The organism is Nonomuraea sp. NPDC049684 (genome assembly GCF_044465345.1).
Taxonomy (GTDB): Bacteria; Actinomycetota; Actinomycetes; order Streptosporangiales; family Streptosporangiaceae; genus Nonomuraea.
In genome coordinates, this window is sequence record NZ_JBITLO010000001.1 from 887,340 (window position 1) to 911,187 (window position 23,848).

Consider the following 23,848-nt stretch of genomic DNA (forward strand, 5'->3'; position numbering starts at 1 on the left):
GCACCGGGTGATGGACAACTCGACACGTGACGTCCTCGATCTGTTCGCCGAGCGGGTCCGGCTGGCTCCCGGCGCGACCGCCGTGTCCTCGGCCGCGGGCTCGCTCGCCTACCGGGAGCTCGACGCGCGCGCGAACGGGTTCGCCCATCGCCTGCGCGGGCTCGGGGCGGGCCCGGACACGCTGGTCGCCGTCTACGCCGAACGCGGCCTCGACCTGGTCGTGGCGCTGCTCGGCGTGCTCAAGGCGGGCGCGGCGTACCTGCCGCTGGATCCCGGCGTGCCGGCGAGCCGCCTGGCCGTCGTGATCGACGACGCGGGCGCGCCCGTCGTCGTCACCCAGCGGGCGCTGCGCGGGCGGCTGCCGGTGACGGCGGCGCGGGTGGTGTGCGTGGACGACGATCCCGCGCCGGTCGCCGACGCGCCGCCCGCCGCGCCGGGCCGTCCGGCGGACCTGGCGTACGCGATCTACACCTCCGGCTCCACCGGCCGTCCCAAGGGGGTGCTCGTCGAGCGCCGGCAGCTCGCCGCGTACCTGGCCTGCTGCCTGCGGGACTACCCGGGGCTGGCGGGCACGGCGCTGCTGCACTCGTCGGTCTCGTTCGACCTGTCGGTCACCACGCTGTGGGGGCCGCTGGTCGCGGGCGGGCGCGTCCACGCGGGGACGCTCGACGAGCCGGGCGGCGTCCGGCCGTCCTTCCTGAAGATCACCCCGAGCCACCTGCCGCTGCTGGAGGGCGGGGCGCCGGACGCCTGCCCGGAGCGCGGCGAGCTGGTGATCGGCGGCGAGGCGCTGCACGGCGACGCGCTCGGCCGCTGGCGCGCGGCCCATCCCGGCGTGACGGTGGTCAACGAGTACGGCCCCACGGAGACGACGGTCGGCTGCGTGGCCTTCCGCCTCGGACCCGGCGACGGCACGCCCGGCGGCGCGGTGCCGATCGGCCGGCCGATGTCCGGGTCGCGGGCCTACGTCCTCGACGCCCGGCTGCGGCCCGTCCCGCCGGGCGAGCGGGGCGAGTTGTACGTCGCGGGCGCCGGGGTGGCCCGCGGGTACCGGGGGCGGCCCGGCGGCACCGCGGAACGGTTCGTCGCCGACCCGTACGGGACGGACGGCGAGCGCATGTACCGCACCGGGGACGTGGTGCGCCTCCTGCCGGACGGGGAGCTCGAATACCTCGGCCGGGCGGACGACCAGGTCAAGGTGGGCGGGCACCGGATCGAGCCCGGCGAGATCGAGGCCGCCCTGTCCCGGCATCCGCGGGTCGCCGCCGCCGCGGTCGTCGCCGACGGCGACCGCCTGGTGGCCCACGTCGTCCCCGTCGCCCGTCCCGGCGGCCCGGACCACGCGTCCGCCGGGCCGTCGCCCGAGCAGTTGCGGGCCTTCCTCGCGCGGGACCTGCCCGACTACCTGATCCCTTCGGTGTTCCAGCAGCTCGACCGGCTCCCCCTCGCGGCCAGCGGCAAGGTGGACCGCGCCGCCCTGCCCGCCGCGGGCCCCCAGGGCGTCACCGGCTACACGCCTCCCGGCGGCCACGAGGAACGGGTGATCGCCGAGCTGTGGGCCGAGGTGCTGGGCCTGGACCGGGTGGGCGTGACCGACGACTTCTTCGCCATCGGCGGCAACTCCCTGCTGGCCTTCCGCGTGGCGCCGCGCATCCGGGCCGCGCTCGGCACGAGCCTGTCCCCCCGGGCGATCTTCCGCGAGCGCACGGTCGCCGCCCTGGCCGCGTCCCTGAAACCGGACGGGACCAGCACCAGGAACCAGGACGAATCGCCCGAGGCGGGCGTGGACGTCGTCACCCCGCTCCCGCCCGGACGCGACGCGCCGCTGTCCTACGCCCAGCGGCGCTTCTGGTTCTTCCACGCCCACGACCCCGGCGGCACCGAGTACAACGTGCGGTTCGGCTACCGGGTGAGCGGGCCGTTCGACCCCGAGGCGCTGCGCACCGCGCTCGGCGAGCTCATCGCCCGGCACGAGCCGCTGCGCACGACGATCGAGGACGGCGTCGCGGGGGCCGAACCCGTGCAGAAGGTGCACGCGGCCGTCGAGGTCCCGCTGACCGTCACCGACGTCGCCGGACTGCCCGGCGAGGAGCTGGACCGCCTGGTGCGGCAGGAGGTGACCCGGCCCTTCGACCTGGCCCGCGGCCCAGTGCTGCGCCTGGCCGTGCTGCGCCGCTCGGCCGAGGACCACCTGCTGGTGCTGAGCCTGCACCACTCGGTGATCGACGCCGTGTCGATGCGCGTCCTGGCCGACGAGCTGGGCCTGCTCTACGACGCCGCCCGCCACGGCCACCGGGCGTCGCTCGCGCCGTTGCCCGTCCGGTACGCCGACTACGCCGCCTGGCAGCGCCGCCGCTGGACCGACGACAGCCTGGCGGACCAGCTCGATCACTGGCGTCGCCGGCTCGACGGGATCACCCCGCTCGACCTGCCCACCGACCGCCCGCGTCCGGCCGTACGCGGCTCGGCGGGGGCCGCGCACCGCTTCACCGTCCCGGCGGAGCTGGCCTCCGCGCTCGGGGACCTCGCCGCGCGCACCGGGGCGACGCCGTTCATGGTGCTGGTCGCGGCCTGCCAGGTGCTCCTGTCCAGGTACGCCGGCCAGCGGGACGTCTCGGTCGGCACCCCCGTCTCCGGACGCGACCTGCCCGAGCTCGAACCGCTCATCGGCTGCTTCGTCAACACCCTGGTGCTGCGCTCCACCGTGGACGAGCGCGCCACGTTCGCCGAGTTCCTGGACGCGGTGCGGGAGACCGTGCTGAACGCCTTCGCCAACCGGGACGTGCCCTTCGACCGCCTGGTGCGCGAGCTGGACGCCGAGCGCGACCCCAGCAGGACGCCCCTGGTGCAGGCCATGGTGGCGCTGCAGAACGCGCCGCCGAAGACGCCGCGCTTCGCCGGGGCGCGCACCGGGCCGTACCGGCTGCCGCACGTGTCCTCGATCTTCGACCTCACGCTGGAGTTCGTCGAGCGCGAGGACGGCGGCGCGCTCGACGCGATGATCGAGTACAGCACGGACCTGTTCGAGGCCGCGACCGCCGAGCGGATGGCCGCGCACCTGATCGCGCTGCTGGAAGCGGTGACCGCGGCCCCGGATCGCCCCCTGGCCCGCCTTCCCCTGCCCGCCGCCCCCCGGACCGCCCCCGCTGACACCACACCGGCCGACGCCGTGCCGACCGGCGCCGTGCGGGCTGCGCGGGGCGAGCGGGGCGAGCGGCCCGTGCATGTGCAGGTGAGCGAATGGGCCCGGGTCGCGCCCGACGCCGTCGCGCTGGAGTGGGACGGCGGCACCCGCACCTACGCCGACCTCGACCGGCGCGCCGACCGGCTGGCGCACCGGCTGCGCGGCCTCGGCGTGGGCCGGGGCGTCCCCGTGGCGGTGTGCATGGAACGCGGCCCGGACATGGTCACCGCCGCCCTCGGCGTGCTCAAGGCGGGGGGCGCGTACGTGCCGCTCGACCCCGGCATCCCGGCCGAGCGGCTGGCGTACGTGATGGCCGACACCGGCGCGCCGATCCTGCTGGCCGACGACGACCACGAGGGGCTGCCCGTCGTGCGCCCCGGCGACGCCTGGACGGGCGACCGTCCCGGCGGCACGGAGACGGCCGACCGTCCCGGCGCCGGAGCCGAGTGCGCGACCGAGCCGGGCGACCTGGCGTACGTCATCTACACCTCCGGCTCCACGGGCCGTCCCAAGGGCGTCATGATCGAGCACCGCGGCCTGGCCGACCTGTGCGCCTGGCACGTGGCGGCGTTCGGGGTGGTGCCCCGGGACCGGGCGTCCCAGGTGGCCTCGCTCGGGTTCGACGCCGCCGTGTGGGAGGTCTGGCCGTACCTGTGCGCGGGCGCCCGCGTCGCCTTCCCCGGCCAGGACGCGCTGGACGACCCGGAGGAGCTGGTGGCCTGGTTCACCGCCATGGGCACCACGATCTGCTTCCTGCCGACGCCCCGGCTGGAGACCGTCCTCGACCTGCCCGCGATCGACGGGACGGCGCTGCGCACCGTCCTGACGGGCGGCGACGTGCTGCGCCGCCGGCCGCGGCCCGGCGTCCCGTTCCGGCTGGTCAACAACTACGGGCCCACCGAGGCCACCGTCGTGGCCACCGCCGGGGACGTGAACAGGGAGGGCGACGGGCTGCCGCCGATCGGCCGCCCGGTGACCGGCAGCGCCGGGTACGTCCTGGACGCCTACGCCAACCCGGTCCCGGCGGGCGTGCCCGGCGAGCTGTACCTGTCGGGGCCCGGCCTGGCCCGGGGGTACCTGAACCGGCCCGGCCTGACCGCCGAGCGCTTCGTCGCCGACCCGTTCGGCCCGCCCGGCGGGCGGATGTACCGGACCGGCGACCTGGTCCGCCTGCTGCCCGGCGGCGAGCTGGAGTACCTGGGCCGCGGCGACGACCAGGTGAAGATCCGCGGCTTCCGGGTGGAGCCCGGCGAGATCGAGGCCGCACTCCAGCGCCATCCCTCGGTGGGTGGCGCGGTCGTGCTGGCCTCCCCGGGACGCGACCGCCTCCACGGGTACGTCACCCCGGCGGGCGGCGCCGAACCCGACCCCGCCGCGCTGCGCGCCTTCCTGGCCGGATCGCTGCCCGGCCACATGATCCCCGCGGTGATCATGGTGCTGCCCGCGTTCCCGCTGACCGAGCGGGGCAAGGTGGACCGGGCGGCGCTGCCGGTGCCCGGCGCGCGGGCGGGGGCGGCGGCCTACGTCGCGCCCTCGGGGCCCGTGCAGCGGGAGCTGGCCGCGATCTGGGGCGAGGTGCTGGGCGTCGAGCGCGTGGGGGCCGAGGACTCCTTCTTCGCGCTGGGCGGCGACTCGATCCTGGCCATCCAGGTCGTGTCCAGGGCGCAGCGCGCCGGGCTGCGGCTCACCGCGCGCGACCTGTTCCGGCGGCAGACCGTGGCGGCCCTGGCGCCGTACGTGCTGCGGGCCGGGCAGCCCGCGGCCGCCGCCGGCGAACGAGCCGACGACGGCGGGCCCGCTCCCCTGACGCCGATCCAGCGTTTCCTGTTCGACCGGTTCACCGTGCCCGGGACGTTCCACCAGTACGTCGAGGCCGAGCTGGCGCACGACGTGGACGCACGGGCGCTGGGCGTGGCGGTGTCCGCCCTGGTCACCCGGCACGCCGCGCTGCGCACCCGGTTCCCCCGGCACGACGGCGGACGATCCCAGCACGTCACCCCGCCACCGGCCGGGGACGTCCTGCGCCACGTCCGCCTCGACGGCGAGACCGCTGAGGGGGACGCGGGGGACGCGGGGGACGCGATCGCGCGCGCGGGCGAGGCCGTGCAGCGCGGCATCGACGCCGAGCGCGGGCCCGTGTTCGCGGCGGTGCTGTTCACCGGCGCCGGCGCGCCGCGCCTGCTGCTCACCGCGCACCATCTCGTCGTGGACGGCGTGTCCTGGCGGGTGCTGCTGGAGGACCTGCACACCGCGTACGGTCAGGCCGTCCGCGGCGAGCCCGTCGACCTGGGCGCGGAGACCGCCTCCTTCGCGAGCTGGGCCCGCGACCTGGCCGCGCACGCCGCCGCCGGCGCGTTCGACGGCGAGCTCCCCCACTGGACCCGGACGGCCGACGCCCCGGGCGCGGCGGACGTCCCGCTGGACCGCGAAGGGGCCAACCTGGTGGCGTCGGGGCGGCGTACGACGGTGGCGCTGGACGAGGAGACCACCCGCGCCCTGCTGCGCGACGTCCCCGGCGTCTACCGCACGGAGGTCAACGAGGTGCTGCTGGCCGCGCTGGCCCGCACCCTGGGTGACTGGACCGGGCGTACGGACCTGCTGCTGGCCACCGAGGGCCACGGCCGCGAGGAGATCTTCCCCGGCGCCGACCTGTCCCGCACGGCCGGCTGGTTCACCACCTACTTCCCGCTGGCCCTGCGCCTGCCCGGCGGCGGCTGGGGCGAGCTGCTGAAGAGCGTCAAGGAGCAGGTCAGGGCCGTCCCGGGCCGCGGCTTCGGGTACGGCGTGCTGCGGTACCTGCGCGGCACCGCGCCCGAATGCCACCCCGCCGTCTGCTTCAACTACCTCGGCCGGTTCGACCCCCCGCTGGGCGGCCTCTACCGGGACGTCGCGCCCATCGGCCTGTTCCAGGACCCCGGCGACGTCCGGCCGCACCTGCTCGACGTCGTCGCCGCGGTCCGCGCCGGCCGGCTGGAGATGACCTGGGAGTACTCGGCCGACCTGCACGACGAGGCCACCGTCGCCCGGCTCGCGGACGGGTTCGCCGCCGACGTGACCCGGCTGGTGCGCCACTGCGCCGGGCCGGGCGCGGGCGGCCGCACCCCGTCGGACTTCCCGCTGGCCGGCCTGGACCAGGCGAGCCTGGACCGGCTGGTCGGCGACGGACGCGACGTGGCCGACGTCTACCCGCTCACCCCAGGCCAGGCCGGCATGCTCTACGAGTGCCTGGCGGCCGGCGACGACCTGTACGTCGCCCAGTTCGGCATGCTGCTCGACGGCGTCGGCGACCCCGGGAGGCTGGCGCGGGCGTGGCAGTCGGTCGTGGACCGGACGCCCGTGCTGCGCACGTCCCTGGCCTGGGACGGCCTGGATCATCCCGTGCAGATCGTGCACGAGCGGGCCCGCCTGCCGGTCGTCCGGCACGACTGGCGCCGCCTGCCCGAGGACGAGCGGCGGGCCGCGCTGGCCGCCCTGCTCGCCGCGGACCGGGCCGCGGGCCTGGACCTGACGGCCGCGCCGCCGTCCAGGCTGGCGGTCATCCGGCTGGACGACGACACCGTCCGCGTCGTGTGGACCCTGCACCACATCCTGCTGGACGGCTGGAGCGTCCACCGGCTGCTGCGCGACGTCCTGGCCGCGTACGCCCACCTGTCCGGGGAGGGCGACGGCGGCGCGCCCGAGCCGCGCCGCCCCTTCCGCGACTACGTGGAGTGGCTGGCGGGCCGCGACCTCGGCGCCGACGAGACCTACTGGCGGCAGGCGCTGGCCGGGCTCACCGCCCCCACGCCGCTGCCCTACGACCGGCCGCCCGGCAGGGAGCACCGGCCCAAGGCCGCCGGACGGGTCCGCGCCGCCCTGCCGCCCGGCCTGACCCGGCGGCTGGCCGACCGGGCCGCGGCGGCCGGCCTGACGCTCAACACGATGGTCCAGGGCGCGTGGTCGGTCCTGCTGTCCCGGCACAGCGGCGAGCCGCGGGTGTGCTTCGGCGCCACGGTGTCGGGCCGCCCCGAGGACCTGGACGGCGCCGAGTCCATGATCGGCATCTTCATCCAGACGCTGCCCGTCCACGTCCACGTGGACGGCGCCCGCCCGCTGCTGCCCTGGCTGCGCGAGCTCCAGGAGTCGCAGGCCGGGGCCCGGGAGCACGAGGCGGCCTCGCTCACCAGGATCCGCGCGTGGAGCGACGTGCCGCCGGGGACGGCGCTGTTCGACAGCATCGTGGTCTTCGAGAACTACCCCATCGACTACGCCGCACCCGGCCCGCGCCTGCGCGAGGTGGACGCCGCCGAGGCGAACGGCTACCCGCTCGGCCTGGTCGTCTACCCGGGCGAGGAGCTGTCGTTCGTGCTGCTCCACGACGAGGAGCTCTTCGACGCGGCGACCGTGCGGCGGCTCGGCGAGGGCCTGTCGGCGCTGCTCGGGCAGCTCGCCGCCGACCCCGGCGGGACCGTGGGGTCGCTCAGCGCGGTGAGCGCGCGGGAGCGGCGGCTGACGCTGACGGAGTGGAACGACACCGCCCGCGCCTACCCGCGCCGGACCGTCCACGAGCTGTTCGCCGAGCGGGCGCGGGAGAGGCCCGGCGCGGTGGCGGTGCGCGGCGGCGGGGCGGAGCTGACGTACGGGGAGCTCGACCGCCGTTCCGGGGAGCTGGCCGAGGTGCTGGCCGCGCTCGGCGTGCGCGCCGAGTCCCGGGTGGCGGTGTTGCAGGGACGCTCGCCGGACGCGCTGGTCTCGATGCTGGCCGTGCTCAGGGCGGGCGGCGCGTACGTCCCGCTCCATCCGGACTTCCCGGCCGGGCGCATGCGGTGGATCCTGCGGGACACCGGCGCGGTCGCGGTGCTCACCGACCGGTCGCTGGCCGGGCGCGCCGCCGGCCTGGGCCTGCCCGCCGTCGAGGTGGACGGCGACCTGCCCGCCCCCGCCCCCGTGCCCGGCCCCCTGCCGACCGTGCCGCCCGGGTCGCTGGCGTACGTCATGTACACCTCGGGCTCGACCGGGTCGCCCAAGGGCGTCGCGGTCACCCACGAGGACGTGGTGAGCCTGGCCTGGGACCACCGCTGGCGCGGCGGCGGCCACGACCGGGTGCTGTTCCACTCCCCGCACGCCTTCGACGCGGCCACCTACGAGATGTGGGTGCCGCTGCTGGCCGGCGGCGAGGTGGTGGTCGCGCCCGGCGACCTGGACGCGCGGCGGCTGCGGGCGCTGACGGCCGAGCACGGCGTCACGGGGATGTTCGTCACGTCCGCGCTGTTCAACCTGTTCGCCGAGGAGCTGCCCGAGTGCTTCGCCGGGCTGCGCGAGGTGTGGACGGGCGGCGAGGCGGCCTCGCCGCAGGCGCTCGCCCGGGTGATCGGCCGGTGCCCCGGAACCACGTTCCACAACGGGTACGGCCCCACCGAGACCACCACGTTCGCCACGACCCGGCAGATGACCGCCGAGCTCGTCCGGGCGGGACGGGCGCCGATCGGCCGGCCCATGGACAACACCCGCGCCTACGTGCTGGACGCCGCCCTGTCGCCCGTCCCCGTCGGCGCGCCGGGCGAGCTGTACCTGGCGGGCGCCGGCCTGGCCAGGGGCTATCTCGGCAGGCCGGGCCTGACCGCCGAACGCTTCGTGGCCGACCCGTTCGGCGGCGGCGGGCGGCTCTACCGCACCGGGGACCGGGCCCGCTGGACGCCCGAGGGCGACCTGGAGTTCCTCGGCCGGGTGGACGGCCAGGTGAAGATCCGGGGCTTCCGGATCGAGACGGGCGAGGTGGAGGCCGCGCTCCTGGCGCAGCCCGGTGTCGCCGAGGCCGTCGCGGTGGCCCGGCAGGACGCCGCCGGACGCCGGACGCTGGCGGCGTACGTGGTGCCGGCGGCCGGCGGGCCCGCGCCCTCGCCCGAGGAGCTGGCCGCGGGTTTGGGCGCGCGGCTGCCCGCGTACATGGTGCCCGCGGCGTTCGTGTCCCTGGACCGGCTGCCGCTGAACGCCAACGGCAAGGTGGACCGCGCCGCCCTGCCCGAGCCCGCCCCGCCGCGGGAGCGGGCCCGGTCGTACGTCGCGCCGCGCAACCCGACCGAGGAGGCGCTAGGCCGCATCTGGGCGCAGGTGCTCGGCCTGGACCGGGTGGGCGTGCACGACGACTTCTTCGCGCTCGGCGGCGACTCGATCACCAGCCTGCGGGTGACGTCGCGGGTGGGACCGGCCTTCGGCGTCGAGCTGTCGCCGCGCGACCTGTTCCTGACGCCGACCGTCGCCGGGCTGTCGGAGGTCGTGCAGGACCGGATCCTGGACTCCCTGGAGGAGGCCGTCCACCGGTCCTGACGGGTCCTGACGGGTCGTGACGGCGGCTCAGCGCGCGCTCAGCCGCCGGTAGGCGCGTGAGACGAGGCCGAGGAAGGCGGCGTCGCTGCTCAGGTCGACGCCGCCGGGCACGGCCGCCGGTCCGGCGCCGCCGTCGGGCGGCAGGCCGCTGGCGCGGGCGCGGATGGCCGCGTCCACCGCGGCGGCCTCGGCGAACGCCTCCAGCCGCTGGCCGCGCAGGCCGGACCGCGCGCCCTCCCGCCGGGCCGCGTCCGCCACGCGCGGGTCGAGGTACGGCTCCAGCGCGATCCGGCCGTCCCGGATCTCCACGAACCGCCGGTACAGCCGCAGGTCCAGGTCGCGGAAGGTGACCAGCTCGGTCAGCAGCGGCGCCGGGTCCAGCAGCGCGATGTCCGGGCTGGCCCGGTAGAGCGCCCGCCACAGCGGACGCAGCCGCAGGTGCAGCCGGAAGTCGCGGAGCCAGCGCGACCGCGCGGGCCACCACGACGGCAGGGCCAGTCCGGCCAGCACCGCCAGCACGCCGAGCGGCACCAGCAACATGTCCAGCGGCGCCCGCAGCAGGTCGGGATAGTCCGCGCCGATCCGCCGGCAGGCGAAGTAGGCCGCCTTGTGCAGGTGGTAGAGCACGGTCAGCGACGCGCCCACGGCGATCAGGCGCAGCCCCGCGCTCACCGCCCGGTTCCCCGTCTGGCGGGCCTCCCGCAGGGCGAACCAGGTGACGTGGCACAACACGGGCACGAGGTAGCACAGGAAGACCAGCCAGTATTCGAGCACGCCCGGCGTGCCCCCGTAGCGGACGGCGAAGCGCGGGCTGTTGACCGGCGTACGGGCCAGGGCGAAGGTCAGGCACATGCCGAGCAGCACAAGCGCCGGCCAGGCCGCCTCACCCCACGTACGCCGGCGCGGCCCTTCCGGCGGCGGGCCGACCTGCCGCACGAACGTCCCGATCGACCAGGCGACGGCCAGCATGAACGCGTGCGACACCAGCCTGGCCAGGTTCGGCACGCCGGTCAGCCGCCAGACGGCGTCGTAGGCCCACGGCGTGTTGACCGCCGTCGAGGCGGCGATCGCGGCCAGGATGACGAACACCGCCCGCCCGGCCGGGTCCCGCACCCAGGACCGCACGGCCGCCAGCCGGTACGCGGTCAGCGCGCTGGCCAGCACCGCGGGGCCGTAGAGCCGCAGCCACTCACCCACGGCCGAGGCCGGACACCCCGCCGCGGAGCGCGTCCACGGTCCCGGTGAGCACGGCGTCCACGCGCCGGACGTCCGACGCCCGCGGGCGCGACTCCCGGCAGGCCCGCTGCCAGATGAGCGAGGCGAGCAGCTCGGCCTCCTGCTCCTCCTCCGACCCGTAGATCGAACGCCTGAGCACGCGGCGGACGAGCGCGGGGTTGAGGCTGGGGAACAGCACGTGCCGCTGGGCCCGCGGATCGGCCTCGGGGTAGTGGCCGCAGATCACGTGGCTCAGCTCGTGCAGGATGATGTGGTCCTGGTGCGGCGGCGTCGTGTCGGGCTTGTAGAAGATCAGGTCGGTCGCCTCGGTGGCCAGCCAGGCGCCCAGCATCTCGTCGTCGCCGGGCAGCTCCAGGAGCCTGATGGGCCGCCCCCGCTCGGCGGCGACCAGGTCGCAGAGCGTTCTGACGCGATAGGGCCGCGGCATGGGTAATCGGCGGGCGATCTCCGCGCAGCGACGTCGCATGAGCCTGAACTTCTTGCCGGCGGGAGTCATACCTCTCCAGGGCTAACAATTCAGCATCGACATCCGATCACGATCGTGTCGCATCCGCTTCGACCATGACAACGTCGTGCTTGCTCTGCCCCTTGGACGGCCGGCTTAACCAACTCCGCACCCGCCCCCCGCACCCGCCTGTGACCTGGTTCTTTAGCCGTCGGTTCAATGCTCTGGAGCGTCCGGGCGGCCGTTGACACCATCAAGGTGAGGCGGCGGGCGGCCTCGGACGACGCCCGCGAGGGCCGGGCCGCGCGCTTACCGCAGTTCATCGAAACGTTATCCAGGCGCGGGCGGCCGACCGTCGACCGGAGGGCTTGGAGACACCCCGATGCATATCTCTTCCCAGCGGGACGAGCGGATCGCGGCACTGCCGGAACACCTCCGTGACCAGATGCTGCGCAGGCTGGCCGGCCGGTCGGCCGCCGAGCCGATCCCGCGCACGGACACCACCGGCCCGGTCCCGCTCTCCCCCGCCCAGGAGCGGCTCTGGTTCATGTACGAGCTGGACCCGGACGCCGTGGACTACCTGGTGCCGCTGGCCGTACGGCTGAGGGGCGAGCTGGACGTGCCCGCGCTGCGGACCGCGCTCACCCGGGTGGTGGCCCGGCACGAGACCCTGCGCACCACGTTCGGGTCCGTGGACGGGCGCGGCACGCAGCGGGTCATGCCCGCCGCCCCGGTGCCGCTGCCGGTGACGGACCTGTCGGAGCGTCCCGGCGAGCTGGACCGCCTGCTGGAGGAGGAGGCCCGCCGGCCCGTGGACCTGCGCGTGGGGCCGGTGTTCCGGGCCCGGCTGATCCGGCTCGGCCCGCGCGAGCACGTGCTGACCGCCCACGCCCACCACATCGTCACCGACGGCTGGTCCTCGCGGGTGCTGCTCGACGACCTGGCCGCCCTGTACGCCGAGGCCGCCGGCGGCCCGCCCGCCGGCCTGCCGCCGCTGCCGGTGAGCTACGCCGACGTCAGCGCCTGGCAGCGGGAGCGGGCCTCGGGGCCGCAGGCCGCCGAGCAGCTCGCGTACTGGCGGCGCAGGCTGGACCGGCTGGCCCCCATGGACCTGCCGACGGACCGGCCGCGCCCGCCGGTCAGGAGCTCGGCCGGGGCTGCGTGCGCGTTCGAGGTGCCGGCGGACGTCACCGGGCGGCTGCGGGAGATCGGCGAGCGGGCCGGCGCCACGCTCTTCATGACGCTGGTCGCCGCCGTGCACGCGCTGCTGGCCCGCTACACCGGCCGTCCGGACGTGGCCGTGGCCACCGTCGTGTCCGGCCGGGACCGGGTCGAGACGGAGAACCTGGTCGGCTTCTTCGTCAACACGCTGGTGCTGCGCGGCGAGGTGGACGAGTCGCGCCCGTTCGAGGAGCTGCTGGACCGCACCCGCACGACGGTGCTGGACGCGTTCGCCCACGACCGGGTGCCGTTCCAGCGGCTGGTGGAGGCGCTGCGCCCGGAACGCGATCCGAGCCGCCCGCCGCTGACGGAGGTGGCGGTCAACCTGCGCAACCTGCCGCCCGGCACGGCCGCCTTCCCCGGCCTGCGGGTCACCGAGCTACCGCCGCCCGTGCTGGCCGCGAGCATGGACCTGTCGTTCGACTTCACCGAGCGGGACGGCGGCCTGGCCGGGAGCCTGGCCTACAACACGAGCCTGTACGGGCCGGACACCGCCGAGCGGATGACCGCCCACCTGGTGCGCCTGCTCGCCGGGATCGCGGCGGCCCCCGGACGGCCGCTGGCCGGCGTCCCGCTGCTCGGCCGCGCCGAGCAGCGGCTGCTGACCTCGTTGTGGCCGGGGACCGGCGCCGGGCCGGAACCGCTGACGGTGACCCGGCTGTTCGCCGAGCAGGTGGCGGCCCGGCCGGAAGCCGAGGCCGTGGTGTGCGCCGGCCGCTCGCTCAGCTACGGCGAGCTGGACGAGCGCGCCGACCGGCTGGCCCGGCTGCTGGCCGCCAGGGGCGCGGGGCCCGAGCGGTACGTCGCGGTGGCGCTGCCCCGGTCGCTCGACATGGTGGTGGCGGTGCTGGCGGTGCTCAAGGCGGGGGCCGCGTACCTGCCGGTGGACGTCGGGCAGCCGGCGGCGCGGATCGCGGCCATGGTCGGCGACACCCGTCCGGTGCTGGCGGTGGCCACCGGCGAGAGCGCGTCCGCGCTGCCCGCCGGCCTGCCGTACGTCGAGCCGGACGACCCCGCGCCGGCCGGGCCGCCCACCGGCGTCCCGGTCCCGGCCGCGCGGCCGGAGAACCCGGCCTACGTGATCTACACCTCCGGCTCCACCGGCCGGCCCAAGGCCGTGGTGGTCACGCACGAAGGCGTGCACGACATGGTGCGCCTCCAGCGCGAGCGCATGGACGCCGGACCGGGCGCGCGGGTCCTGCAGTTCGCCTCGCTCTCCTTCGACGGCGCCTTCTGGGAGCTGGTGCTCGCCCTGCTGTCCGGGGGCACGCTCGTGGTCGCCGCCGACGACGAGCGCCCGCCGGGCGCGCCGCTGGCCGGGCTGATCGCCCGCGAGCGGGTCACCCACCTCACGCTGCCGCCCACCGCGCTGGCGACGCTGCCCGAGGACGGCGTGCCGCGCGGCGCGGTCGTGGTGGTGGCGGGCGAGACGTGCCCGCCGGAGCTGGTGCGCGCCTGGTCGCCGGGGCGGCGCGTGTTCAACGGGTACGGGCCCACGGAGACCATGGTCGGCGCCACGCTGAGCGAGCCGCTGACCCCGGCGGACGCCGACCCGGGCCCGGTCCCCATCGGGCGGCCCTTCCCGAGCATCCGGGCGTACGTGCTGGACGAGCGGCTCAGGCCCGCGCCCATCGGCGTGCCGGGCGAGCTGTACCTCGGCGGCACGCGCCTGGCCAGGGGGTACCTGAACCGGCCCGGCCTGACCGGCGGGCGGTTCGTGGCCGACCCGTACGGGCCGCCGGGCAGCCGCATGTACCGCACCGGGGACCGGGCGCGCTGGCTGGCGAACGGGCGGCTGGAGCACGCCGGCCGCACCGACGACCAGGTCAAGCTGCGCGGGTTCCGGATCGAGCCGGGCGAGGTCGAGGCCGCGCTGGCCGGGCAGCCGTCCGTGGTCGCCGCCGCCGTCGCGGTCAAGGAGGACGCGAACGGGACCAGGCGGCTGGTGGGCTACGTCGTACCGGCCGAGGGCGGCGCGGACCCCGCCGGGCTGCGCGAGGCGCTGCGGCGGCGGCTGCCCGAGCACATGGTGCCGACGGCGTTCATGCTGCTGCCCGCCCTGCCGCTCACCCACAGCGGCAAGGTGGACCGGCGGGCCCTGCCCGCGCCGACCGGCGCCCGCCACAGCGGCGAGGAGTACGCCGAGCCGCGCACCCCGGCCGAGCGCGCGCTGGCCGAGGTGTGGGCGCGGGTCCTCGGCGTCGAGCGCGTGGGCGTGCACGACAACTTCTTCGACCTGGGCGGCGACTCCATCCTCGGGCTCCAGGTCGTCGCCGGGGCGCAGGCGGCCGGGCTGGCGCTGACGCCGCGCCTGATGTTCCTCCGCCAGACCGTCGCCGACCTGGCCGCCGAGCTGCCCGACGACCTGCCGGGCGGTCTGCCGGGCGACCGGGACGCCGACGACGGCCCGGTGAGCGGCGAGGTGCCGCTCACGCCGATCCAGCACTGGTTCCTGGAGAACCTGGCCGACAGCCTGCCCCGCTTCAACCAGGCGGTCGCGCTGGAACCGCCCGAGGAGGCAGGCGAGGACGCCATCGAGGCGGCGCTGGCGGCCCTGATCGAGCGGCACGACGCGCTGCGCCTGCGGCTGGAGCGGGACGGCGACGGCTGGCGGCAGCACAACGCCGCCGCCGAGCCCGCCCGGGTGCTGCGCCACGTCGACCTGTCCGGCCTGCCCGAGGACGAGCGCGCCGGGCACGCCCACCGCGCGGCCGTCGAGGCGCAGACCGCCTTCGAACTCGACCGCGGACCGCTGATCAAGGCCCTGCTGTTCACCGGCGACGGCCCCCGGCGGCTGTTCCTGGCCGCCCACCACCTGGTCGTGGACGGCGTGTCGTGGCGCGTCCTGCTGTCGGACCTGGAGGTCGCCTGCCGCCAGGCCGCCGCCGGCGAGCCGATCCGGCTGGGCCCGCGGACGACGTCCTTCCGCGAGTGGGCGCTGCGCCTGCGCGACCACGCGGCGGCCGGCGGCTTCGACCACGAGCTGGACCACTGGCGGCGGGTGCGCGAGCTGGCCGCCGGGGCGCCCGCGCTGCCCGTGGACGACGCCACGGGCGGCAACCTCGCCGGCGACCTGCGGACGGTGACGACCACGCTGGACGCCGCCCTCACCCGCCGCCTGCTGCGCGAGGTGCCCGAGGTCTACCGGACGCGGATCGACGAGGTGCTGCTCGGCGCGCTCGGCCGCGTGCTGGCCGACTGGACGGGCGGCGCCCGCGTGCTGGTCGAGCTGGAGGGCCACGGACGCGAGGAGCTGTTCCCCGGCGTGGACCTGTCGCGCACGGCCGGCTGGTTCACCACCGTCTCCCCCCTGGTGCTGGAGCTCCCGGACGGCGGCTGGGGCGACCTGCTCCGGTCCGTCAAGGAACAGGTCAGGGCGGTCCCGCTGCGCGGCCTCGGGTACGGCGCGCTGCGCCACCTGTCCCCCGCCGGGGCCGAGCTGCGCGCCGACCGGCAGCCCGAGGTGGCCTTCAACTACCTGGGCCGGATGGACTCGCGCGGCATGCTGCCCACGCCCGAGGGCACCGAGCGCGACCCGCGCCAGGAGCGCGCCCACCTGCTGGAGGTCAACGCCGTGGTGCGCGGCGACCGGCTGGAGATGCGCTGGTCGTACTCGTGCCGGCGGCATCGGGAGCCGACCGTGGCGGCCCTGGCCGAGCGGACGGCGGCGGCATTGGCGGAGATCGTCGAGCACTGCGCGGAGCCCGGCGCGGGCGGCTGCACCCCCTCCGACTTCCCGCTCGCCCGGCTCGACCAGGCCGCCGTGGACCGCGTCGCCGGCGACGGCCGCTCGGTCGAGGACGTCTACCCGCTCACGCCGCTGCAGGGCGGCCTGCTGTTCCACTCGCTGGCCGACCCCGCCACCGACACCTACACCTCCCACTTCAGCCTCCTGCTCGACGGCGTGGACGACCCCGAGCGGCTGGCGCGGGCCTGGCAGGAGGTCACCGACGACGTCCCGGCGCTGCGCACGGCGATCGTCTGGCAGGACGTGCCCGAGCCGGTGCAGGTCGTGCGGCGCGGCGTGCGGCTCCCGGTCGAGCAGCACGACTGGCGCGCGCTGCCGGAGGCCGGGCGGCTGGCCGAGACCGAGCGGCTGTGGGCGGCCCGCGCCGGACGCCGCCTCGACCTGGCCGTCGCGCCGCTGGCCCGGCTGGTCGTGGCCCGCCTGACCGACACCCGGGTGCGGGTCTTCTGGACCGCGCACCACCTCATGCTCGACGGCTGGAGCGCGGCCCAGGTGCTGACCCAGGTGTTCGAGCGGTACGCGGGCCGGCCGGCGCCGGTGCGCAGGCCGTACCGGGACTACGTGGAATGGCTCGGGCGGCAGGACCTGGCGGCGGCCGAGCGGCACTGGCGGCGGGAGCTGGCCGGGTTCACCGCGCCGACGCCGATCCCCTACGACCGGCCTCCGGCGCGGGCGCACCGGTCGCGCTCGACCGCCGCCGTACGGGTGAGCCTGCCCGCCGACCGCTCCGCCCGCCTGTACGAGCGGGCCAGGAACGCCCGGCTGACGGTGAACACGCTGCTCCAGGGCGCCTGGGCGATCCTGCTGTCGCGCCACGCCGGGGAGCGCGACGTGTGCTTCGGCGCCACCGTCTCCGGCCGCCCCGCCGGGCTGCGGGACGCCGAGTCGATCGTGGGGCTGTTCATCAACATGCTGCCCGTCCGGGTCGAGGTGGACGGCGAGGCCGAGGTGTTCGACTGGCTGCGCCGGCTCCAGGATCGCCAGGCCGAGTGCCGCCAGTACGACTACCTGTCCCCCGCCCAGATCCACCGGTGCGCGGACCTGCCGGGCGGCGTGCCCATGTTCGACAGCGTCCTGGTGTTCGAGAACTACCCCGAGGGCCGGCGCGGCGGGCACGGCGTACGGGTGCTGGAACACCTCGGCGACGAGCGCAGCAACTACCCGCTCATGATCACCGCGCACGCGGGCGAGGAGCTGACCCTCGCCGCCGACTACGACCCGGCGCTGCTCGACGAGGCCACCGCGGCCCGGCTGCTGGGCCGCCTGGAGGTGCTGCTCGACGCGCTCGCCGACGGCACCGCCCGGCGGACGTCGGACCTGCCGGTGCTCACCGCCGCCGAGCGCCGGCAGCTCGCCGCCTGGAACGACACCGCGGCGCGCTTCCCCGCCCCCCGCCCGGTGCACGAGCTGTTCGCCGAGCAGGCCGCGCGCACCCCCGGCGACACCGCCGTGAGCTGCGGCGCCGACAGCCTGACCTTCGCCGAGCTGGACGGGCGGGCCGACCGGCTGGCGCACCTGCTGATCGAGCGAGGGGCGCGGCCGGGCACGCTGGTCGGCGTCTGCCTCGAACGCGGCGTGGACGCCGTGGCCGCGCTGCTCGGCGTGCTGAAGTCGGGGGCGGCGTTCGTGCCGCTCGACCCGGACTACCCGGCGGCCCTGCTGGCGACCATGCTGGCCGACTGCGCCGCGCCGCTCGTGGTCACCCGTCCGGCGCTGCTCGACCGGCTGGGCGGGACGCCTGCCCTCCTGCTGGACGACGCCGCCCTGGCCGCCGCCCCCGCCGGGCCGCCCCGGGTGGACGTCGGGCCGGACGACCTGGCGTACGTGATCTACACCTCCGGCTCCACCGGACGGCCCAAGGGCGTGATGGTCGAGCACCGCAACGTCCACCACATGACCCACGCCTGGGACGCCCGCTACGGCCTGGCCGGGACCCGGCCGCGCTGCCTGGCGGTCTCCAGCCAGTCGGTCGACCTGTTCTTCGGCGACTTCCTGCTGTCGGCGATGTTCGGCGGCGAGATGGTGATCTGCCCGGCCGACCGCGTCGGCGACCCGCGGGCGATGGCCGACCTGCTGGTGAGCAGCCGGGCGCAGCTCATGGTGACCGTGCCGTCGCTGGCGGCGGCGGTGAGCGAGGAGCTGGAGCGCACGGGCCGGCGGCCGGAGGCGCTGCGGGTGCTGATGGTCGGCTCGGAGGGCTGGCCGGTGGCCGAGGCCGAGCGGGTGCCGGCCCGCCTGGCGCCCGGGACGATCGTGGTCAACGCCTACGGCGCGACGGAGACCACCGTGGACTCGACGGTGTTCCAGCTCGGCGCGGCGCCCATGGGGCAGGGGCCGTACGCGCCGATCGGGCGGCCGTTCGCCAACACCCGCGTGCACGTGCTCGACGCCGGGCTGCGGCCGGTGCCCGTGGGCGTCACCGGCGAGATCTGCGTCGCCGGGGACGGGGTCGCGCGCGGTTACTGGGGGCGGCCCGAGCTGACCGCGAGCCGGTTCGTGCGCGACGCGTCCGGGAAGCGCGTGTACCGCACCGGCGACCTGGGCCGCTGGCGGGCCGACGGCGAGCTGGAGATCGTCGGGCGCGCCGACGACCAGATCAAGGTGCGCGGGTTCCGGGTGGAGCTGGGCGAGGTGGAGGCCGCGCTGGCCGCCCATCCCGGGGTGGCCGCCGCCGCGGCGGCCGGGCACCGGGACGAGGCGGGGCGGACGCGGCTGGTCGGCTACGTCGTGCCCGCGGGCGCGGACGCCCCCGGCCCGGCCGAGCTGCGCGCGTTCCTGGCCGCGCGGGTGCCCGCGCAGGCGGTGCCGTCGGCGTTCGCCCGGCTGGACGCCCTGCCGCTGACCGCGGGCGGCACCCTGGACCGGCGGGCGCTGCCCGTGCCCGACGGGCCGCTCGACGCGGCCGTGCCCCGGGTCGCCCCGCGGAACGCCACCGAGGCGCTGCTGGCCGGGATCTGGGCCGAGGTGCTCGGCCTGGACGTGGCCGACGTGGGCGTCGAGGACGACTTCTTCGACCTCGGCGGCGACTCCATCCTCAGCATCCGGGTGATCTCGCGGGTGCGCGCGGCGCTCGGCGCGGCCCCCTCGCCGCGCCAGCTCTTCGACACCCCCACCATCGCCGCCTTCGCCGGCACGCTCACCGCCGCCCCCTCCTCGGTCTCCGACGCTCTCGAACGGGTCGCGGGTGACGCGGGCCTGCCGCTGTCCTTCGCCCAGCAGCGGCTGTGGTTCCTCAGCGAGTTCGAGCCCGGCGGCTCGGAGTACAACACCGTGTACGGGCTGCGCCTGTCCGGCGAGCTGGACGTGGCCGCGCTGCGTGCCGCGCTCGACCGGCTGGTGGAGCGGCACGAGGCGCTGCGCACGGTCTACGGCGACGTGGACGGCCGCGGCACGCAGACGATCCTGCCTCCCGCGCCGCCGCCCCTGCCGGTGACCGACGTGTCCGGCGACGGCGATCCCGAGCGGGCGATGCGCGAGGCCGTGCGGCGGGAGGCGTCCCGGCCGTTCGACCTGCGGCGCGGGCCCGTGCTGCGGGCCAGGCTGGTGCGGCTGGGCGCCACCGAGCACGCGCTGGCGCTGGTCATGCACCACATCGCCACCGACGGCTGGTCGATGGGCGTGCTCGGCGCCGAGCTGGGCGCCTGCTACGCCGCCGCGCTGCGGGGCGAGCGGGCCGAGCTGCCGCCGCTGCCGGTGCGGTACGCCGACTTCGCCTCCTGGCAGCGCCGGCACCCGTCCGACCCCGGCTACTGGGAACGCCGGCTGGCCGGCCTCACGCCGCTCGCGCTGCCGGTCGACCGGCCCCGCCCGCCGGTGCGGGTGCCCGACGGCGCGATGCGCCTGCTCGACGTCGCGCCCGGGACGCTGGACCGGCTCAAGGCGCTGGCCCGCGCCCACGACGCCACGCTGTTCATGGTGCTGACCGCGGTGACGCAGGTCCTGCTCTCCCGGATCTGCGGCCAGCGGGACGTCGCCGTCGGCACGGCGACATCCGGCCGCGGCCGGGCCGAGCTGGAGGGGCTGGTCGGGTTCTTCGTCAACACCGTCGTGCTCAGGTCCACGGTCAGCGGCTCCTCGACGTTCGCCGCGTTCCTGGCCGAGGTGCGATCGACCGTGCTGGAGGCGTTCGAGCACGAGGACGTGCCGTTCGAGCGGCTGGTCGAGCTGCTGCGGCCCGAGCGGGACCCGAGCAGGAACCCGCTGGTGGACGTCATGGTGGTGCTGGACAACACGCCGTCGGCCGACCCCGACCTGCCGGGGCTGCGCGCCGCGCCGCTGCCGGCCGTCTCCGACCAGGTCAGCCACGACCTGACGTTCGACTTCCACGAGCACGGCGGCCGGCTGACGGCGGCCATCGGCTACAGCACCGCGCTGTTCGACCACGCCACCGCCGACCGGCTGGCCGGGCACCTGGCGACCCTGCTCGACGCCGTCGCGGCCGACCCCGGCGCCCTCCTGGCCGACCTGCCGATCATGACGGACGCCGCGCGGGCGCAGGTCCTGACCGGCTGGAACGACACGCGCGACGCCGCACCGGCCGCGCTGTTCGCCGACCTGTTCGCCGAGCGGGCCCGCGCCGACGCCGGCCGTCCCGCGCTGGTCTTCGGCGCCCGCACGCACACCTTCGCCGAGCTGGACGGCCGGGCCGACCGCCTGGCCCGCCTGCTCCGCGCCCGCGGCGCCCGGCCCGAGACCCTGGTGGGCCTGGCCTGCTCGCGCGGCGACCGGACCGTCGTGGCCCTGCTGGCGGTGCTCAAGGCCGGGGCCGCCTTCCTCCCGCTGGACCCCGACCTGCCGGACGAACGGCTGTCGTTCATGCTGGACGACGCCGCGCCGGTGATCGTCCTGACCGACCGGGAGGCGGCCTTCGGCCCGCCCGTGCCCGGCGAGCTGATCATGCTGGACGATCCCGCGCTGCTCGACGGCCTGCCGGACGGCCCGCCGGACTGGCCCGCGCCGCGCCCCGAGCACCCGGCGTACGTGATCTACACCTCCGGCTCGACCGGCCGCCCCAAGGGCGTGGTGCTCGAACATCGCGGGCTGGCCAACCTGTTCCTCGACCACCGGGCCGGTCTCATCCGCCCCGAGGCGGGCGGCGGGCGGCTCAGGGCGGGGCTCACCGCGGCGTTCAGCTTCGACACCTCGCTGGAGGGCGTGCTGTGGCTGGCCGACGGCCACGAGCTGCACGTGATCGACGACCTCACGCGGCGCGACCCGGAGGCGCTGCTGTCCTACATCGACCGGCACCGGATCGACGTGCTGGACCTGACGCCGTCCTACGCCGAGCAGCTCGTCCCGCTCGGCCTGCTCACCGGGGACCGGCACCGGCCGGCGGTGGTCATGCTGGGCGGCGAGGCGGTGGGCGAGGCGCTCTGGCGCGACCTGCGCGAGGCCCCGGACACCGCCGGCTACAACTACTACGGTCCGACCGAGTGCACGGTGGACACCCTGTACTGCCGCCTGTCCGACAGCGAGCGGCCCGTCGTGGGCCGGCCGATGCGCAACACCCGCGCGTACGTGCTGGACGACTGGCTCCGGCCGGTGCCCGTGGGGGTGGCCGGGGAGCTGTACCTGGCCGGTGACCAGCTCGGCCGCGGCTACCTCGGCCGGCCCGCGCTCACCGCGGAACGGTTCGTCGCCGGGCCGTTCGAGGAGGCGGGCGGGCGCATGTACCGCACCGGGGACCTGGCGCGGTGGCGTCCCGACGGGATGCTGGAGTACCTCGGCAGGACCGACGACCAGGTCAAGGTGCGCGGGTTCCGGATCGAGCCCGGCGAGATCGAGGCGGTGCTCGGCGAACACCCGCAGGTGGCCCAGGCGACCGCCGTGGTGGTCGGCGGCGGGAGCGACGGCGGGCCGGGCGTGCCGCGGATCGCCGCGTACGTCGTGCCGGTGGCCGGGGCCGTGCCCGAGCCCGCCGCGCTGCGCGACTTCGCCCGCGGCCGGCTGCCCGGCTACATGGTGCCGCACTTCTTCGTGACGCTGGACGAGCTGCCGCTGACCAGCAGCGGCAAGGTGGACCGGCGGGCCCTGCCGCGGCCGTCCGCCTCGGCCGCGGGCGCGGACGACCGGCTCGCGCCGCGCGACGGCGTGGAGTCGGCGCTGGTCCAGGTGTGGGCGGAGGTCCTGGGCGTCGAGCCCGCGGCGGTCGGGGTCGAGGACAACTTCTTCGACCTGGGCGGCGACTCCATCCTCAGCATGCAGATGGTGGCCAGGGCCAGGCGCGCCGGGATCGCCGTCACGGCCAAGGACCTCTTCCTCCACCAGACGATCGCCGAACTCGCCCCGGTCGCCCGCGACGCCGCCCCCTCCCCGATCACCGACGCCGCGCCCTCCACCACTGGGCCCGTTCCGCTGACGCCGGTGCAGCGGGCGTTCCTCACCGGCCGCCGGGTCGCCCCGCACCACTACAACCAGTCCATGCTGGCCGAGCTGACCGGCCCGGTGGAGGAGGAGGCGCTGCGAGCCGCGCTGGCCGCGCTGGCCGACCGGCACGACGCGCTGCGCGCCCGCTTCGAGCGGGACGGCGACGACTGGCGGCAGCACGTCGCCCCCGCCGGAACCGCGCCGGTGCCGCTCACCCGGCACGACCTGACGCACCTGGCCGGGGACGCCGAGCGGCTGGCCGCCATGGACGAGCTGGCCGCCGCCGCGGACGCGGGCTTCGACCTGGCCCGCGGCCCCCTGTGCCGGGCCCTGCTGTTCGACGCCGGCCCCGGCCACCGGCCGTGGCTGCACCTCACCGCCCACCACCTGGTCGTGGACGCGGTCTCCTGGCGGATCCTGACCGAGGACCTGGAGACCGCCTACCGGCAGGCCGCCGGCGGCGAGCCGATCGACCTCGGCCCCGCCTCCACGCCGTTCGGCACGTGGGCGGCCAGGCTGGCCGGGTACGCCGCCGGGGACGAGGCGGGCCTGGAGGCCGCGTACTGGACCGGGCTGCCGGACCCGCCGCCGCTGCCCGTGGACCGCGACGGCGACAACCTGGTCGGCTCGGTCGCTGCCGTGTCCGGCGCGCTGTCGCCTGAGGAGACCCGCGCGCTGGTCCGCGCCGCCCCGGCCGCCTTCCGCGTACGGCTCCACGAGCTGCTGGTCGCGGCCCTGGCCTGGACGCTCAGCCGGTGGAGCGGCGAGGACCGGGTCGTGATCGACATGGAGGGCCACGGGCGCGAGCCGCTGTTCGACGACCTCGACCTGAGCAGGACGGTCGGCTGGTTCACCGCGGAGTACCCGGCGGCCCTCACGCTGCCCGGCGGCGACGACTGGGTGAAGATCGTCCGGTCGGTGCGCGAGCAGCTTCGCGCGATCCCCGGCAACGGGCTCGGCTACGGCCTGCTGCGCCACCTCGGCCCGCCGGGATCCGCCGGGTCGGCGCTGGCGTCGCGGCCCGTCCCGCAGGTGTCCTTCAACTACCACGGGCAGGCCGACGCGGGCGGCGACCACGGCGGCGAACATGGCGGCGGTCTCCTGTACGCCCTCCACGACCCGATCGGCCGCGAGCAGAGCCCGCTGGAACGGGCCGACCACCTGCTGGAGGTCGTGGGCGCGATCCGGGACGGCCGGTTGTCCTTCGACTGGTACCACTCGCGGAACCTGCACGACCGGGCCACCGTGGACCGTCTCCTGGCGGACTTCCTGACCGCCCTGCGCACGCTGGCCCGCCACCCGGGCCCGCGCCGCGCCGCGAGCCCCGGCCGGGAGGGGTGAC

Annotated in this window: 4 protein-coding genes; 2 read left to right on the top strand and 2 right to left on the bottom strand. The window is 76.6% G+C overall.

Annotation, left to right across the window (positions count from 1 at the left end):
• The first annotated feature begins 10 nt into the window (after positions 1-10).
• Positions 11-9,490 carry an amino acid adenylation domain-containing protein gene (locus tag ACIBST_RS03950; protein WP_397168873.1) on the top strand — a complete coding sequence of 3,160 codons (9,480 nt, stop codon included), beginning with the start codon at positions 11-13 and terminating at the stop codon, positions 9,488-9,490.
• Positions 9,491-9,517: 27 nt separating this feature from the next.
• Here the strand turns inward: ACIBST_RS03950 and ACIBST_RS03955 are convergent, their stop codons facing one another.
• Both ACIBST_RS03955 and ACIBST_RS03960 read right to left on the bottom strand, forming a co-directional pair.
• The gene (locus tag ACIBST_RS03955) at positions 9,518-10,687 is read right to left on the bottom strand and encodes an MAB_1171c family putative transporter (protein ID WP_397168875.1); all 1,170 of its coding nucleotides are present in this window, start codon (positions 10,685-10,687) and stop codon (positions 9,518-9,520) included.
• Positions 10,680-11,192, bottom strand: a complete 513-nt coding sequence (locus ACIBST_RS03960; RefSeq protein ID WP_397168877.1) for a hypothetical protein — start codon at positions 11,190-11,192, stop codon at positions 10,680-10,682. Before ACIBST_RS03960 ends, ACIBST_RS03955 begins: the two co-directional genes overlap by 8 nt.
• Positions 11,193-11,553: 361 nt before the next feature.
• On the opposite strand from ACIBST_RS03960, the gene ACIBST_RS03965 reads away from it, so the two are divergent.
• Positions 11,554-23,847, top strand: a complete 12,294-nt coding sequence (locus ACIBST_RS03965) for an amino acid adenylation domain-containing protein (protein ID WP_397168879.1) — start codon at positions 11,554-11,556, stop codon at positions 23,845-23,847.
• The last annotated feature ends 1 nt before the right edge of the window (position 23,848 follow it).

Coding starts and splice junctions, on each gene's coding strand:
- ACIBST_RS03965 (WP_397168879.1), top strand. CDS start 11,554: ATGCATATCTCTTCCCAGCGGGACGAGCGGATCGCGGCACTGCCGGAA.
- ACIBST_RS03960 (WP_397168877.1), bottom strand. CDS start 11,192: ATGCGACGTCGCTGCGCGGAGATCGCCCGCCGATTACCCATGCCGCGG.
- ACIBST_RS03950 (WP_397168873.1), top strand. CDS start 11: ATGGACAACTCGACACGTGACGTCCTCGATCTGTTCGCCGAGCGGGTC.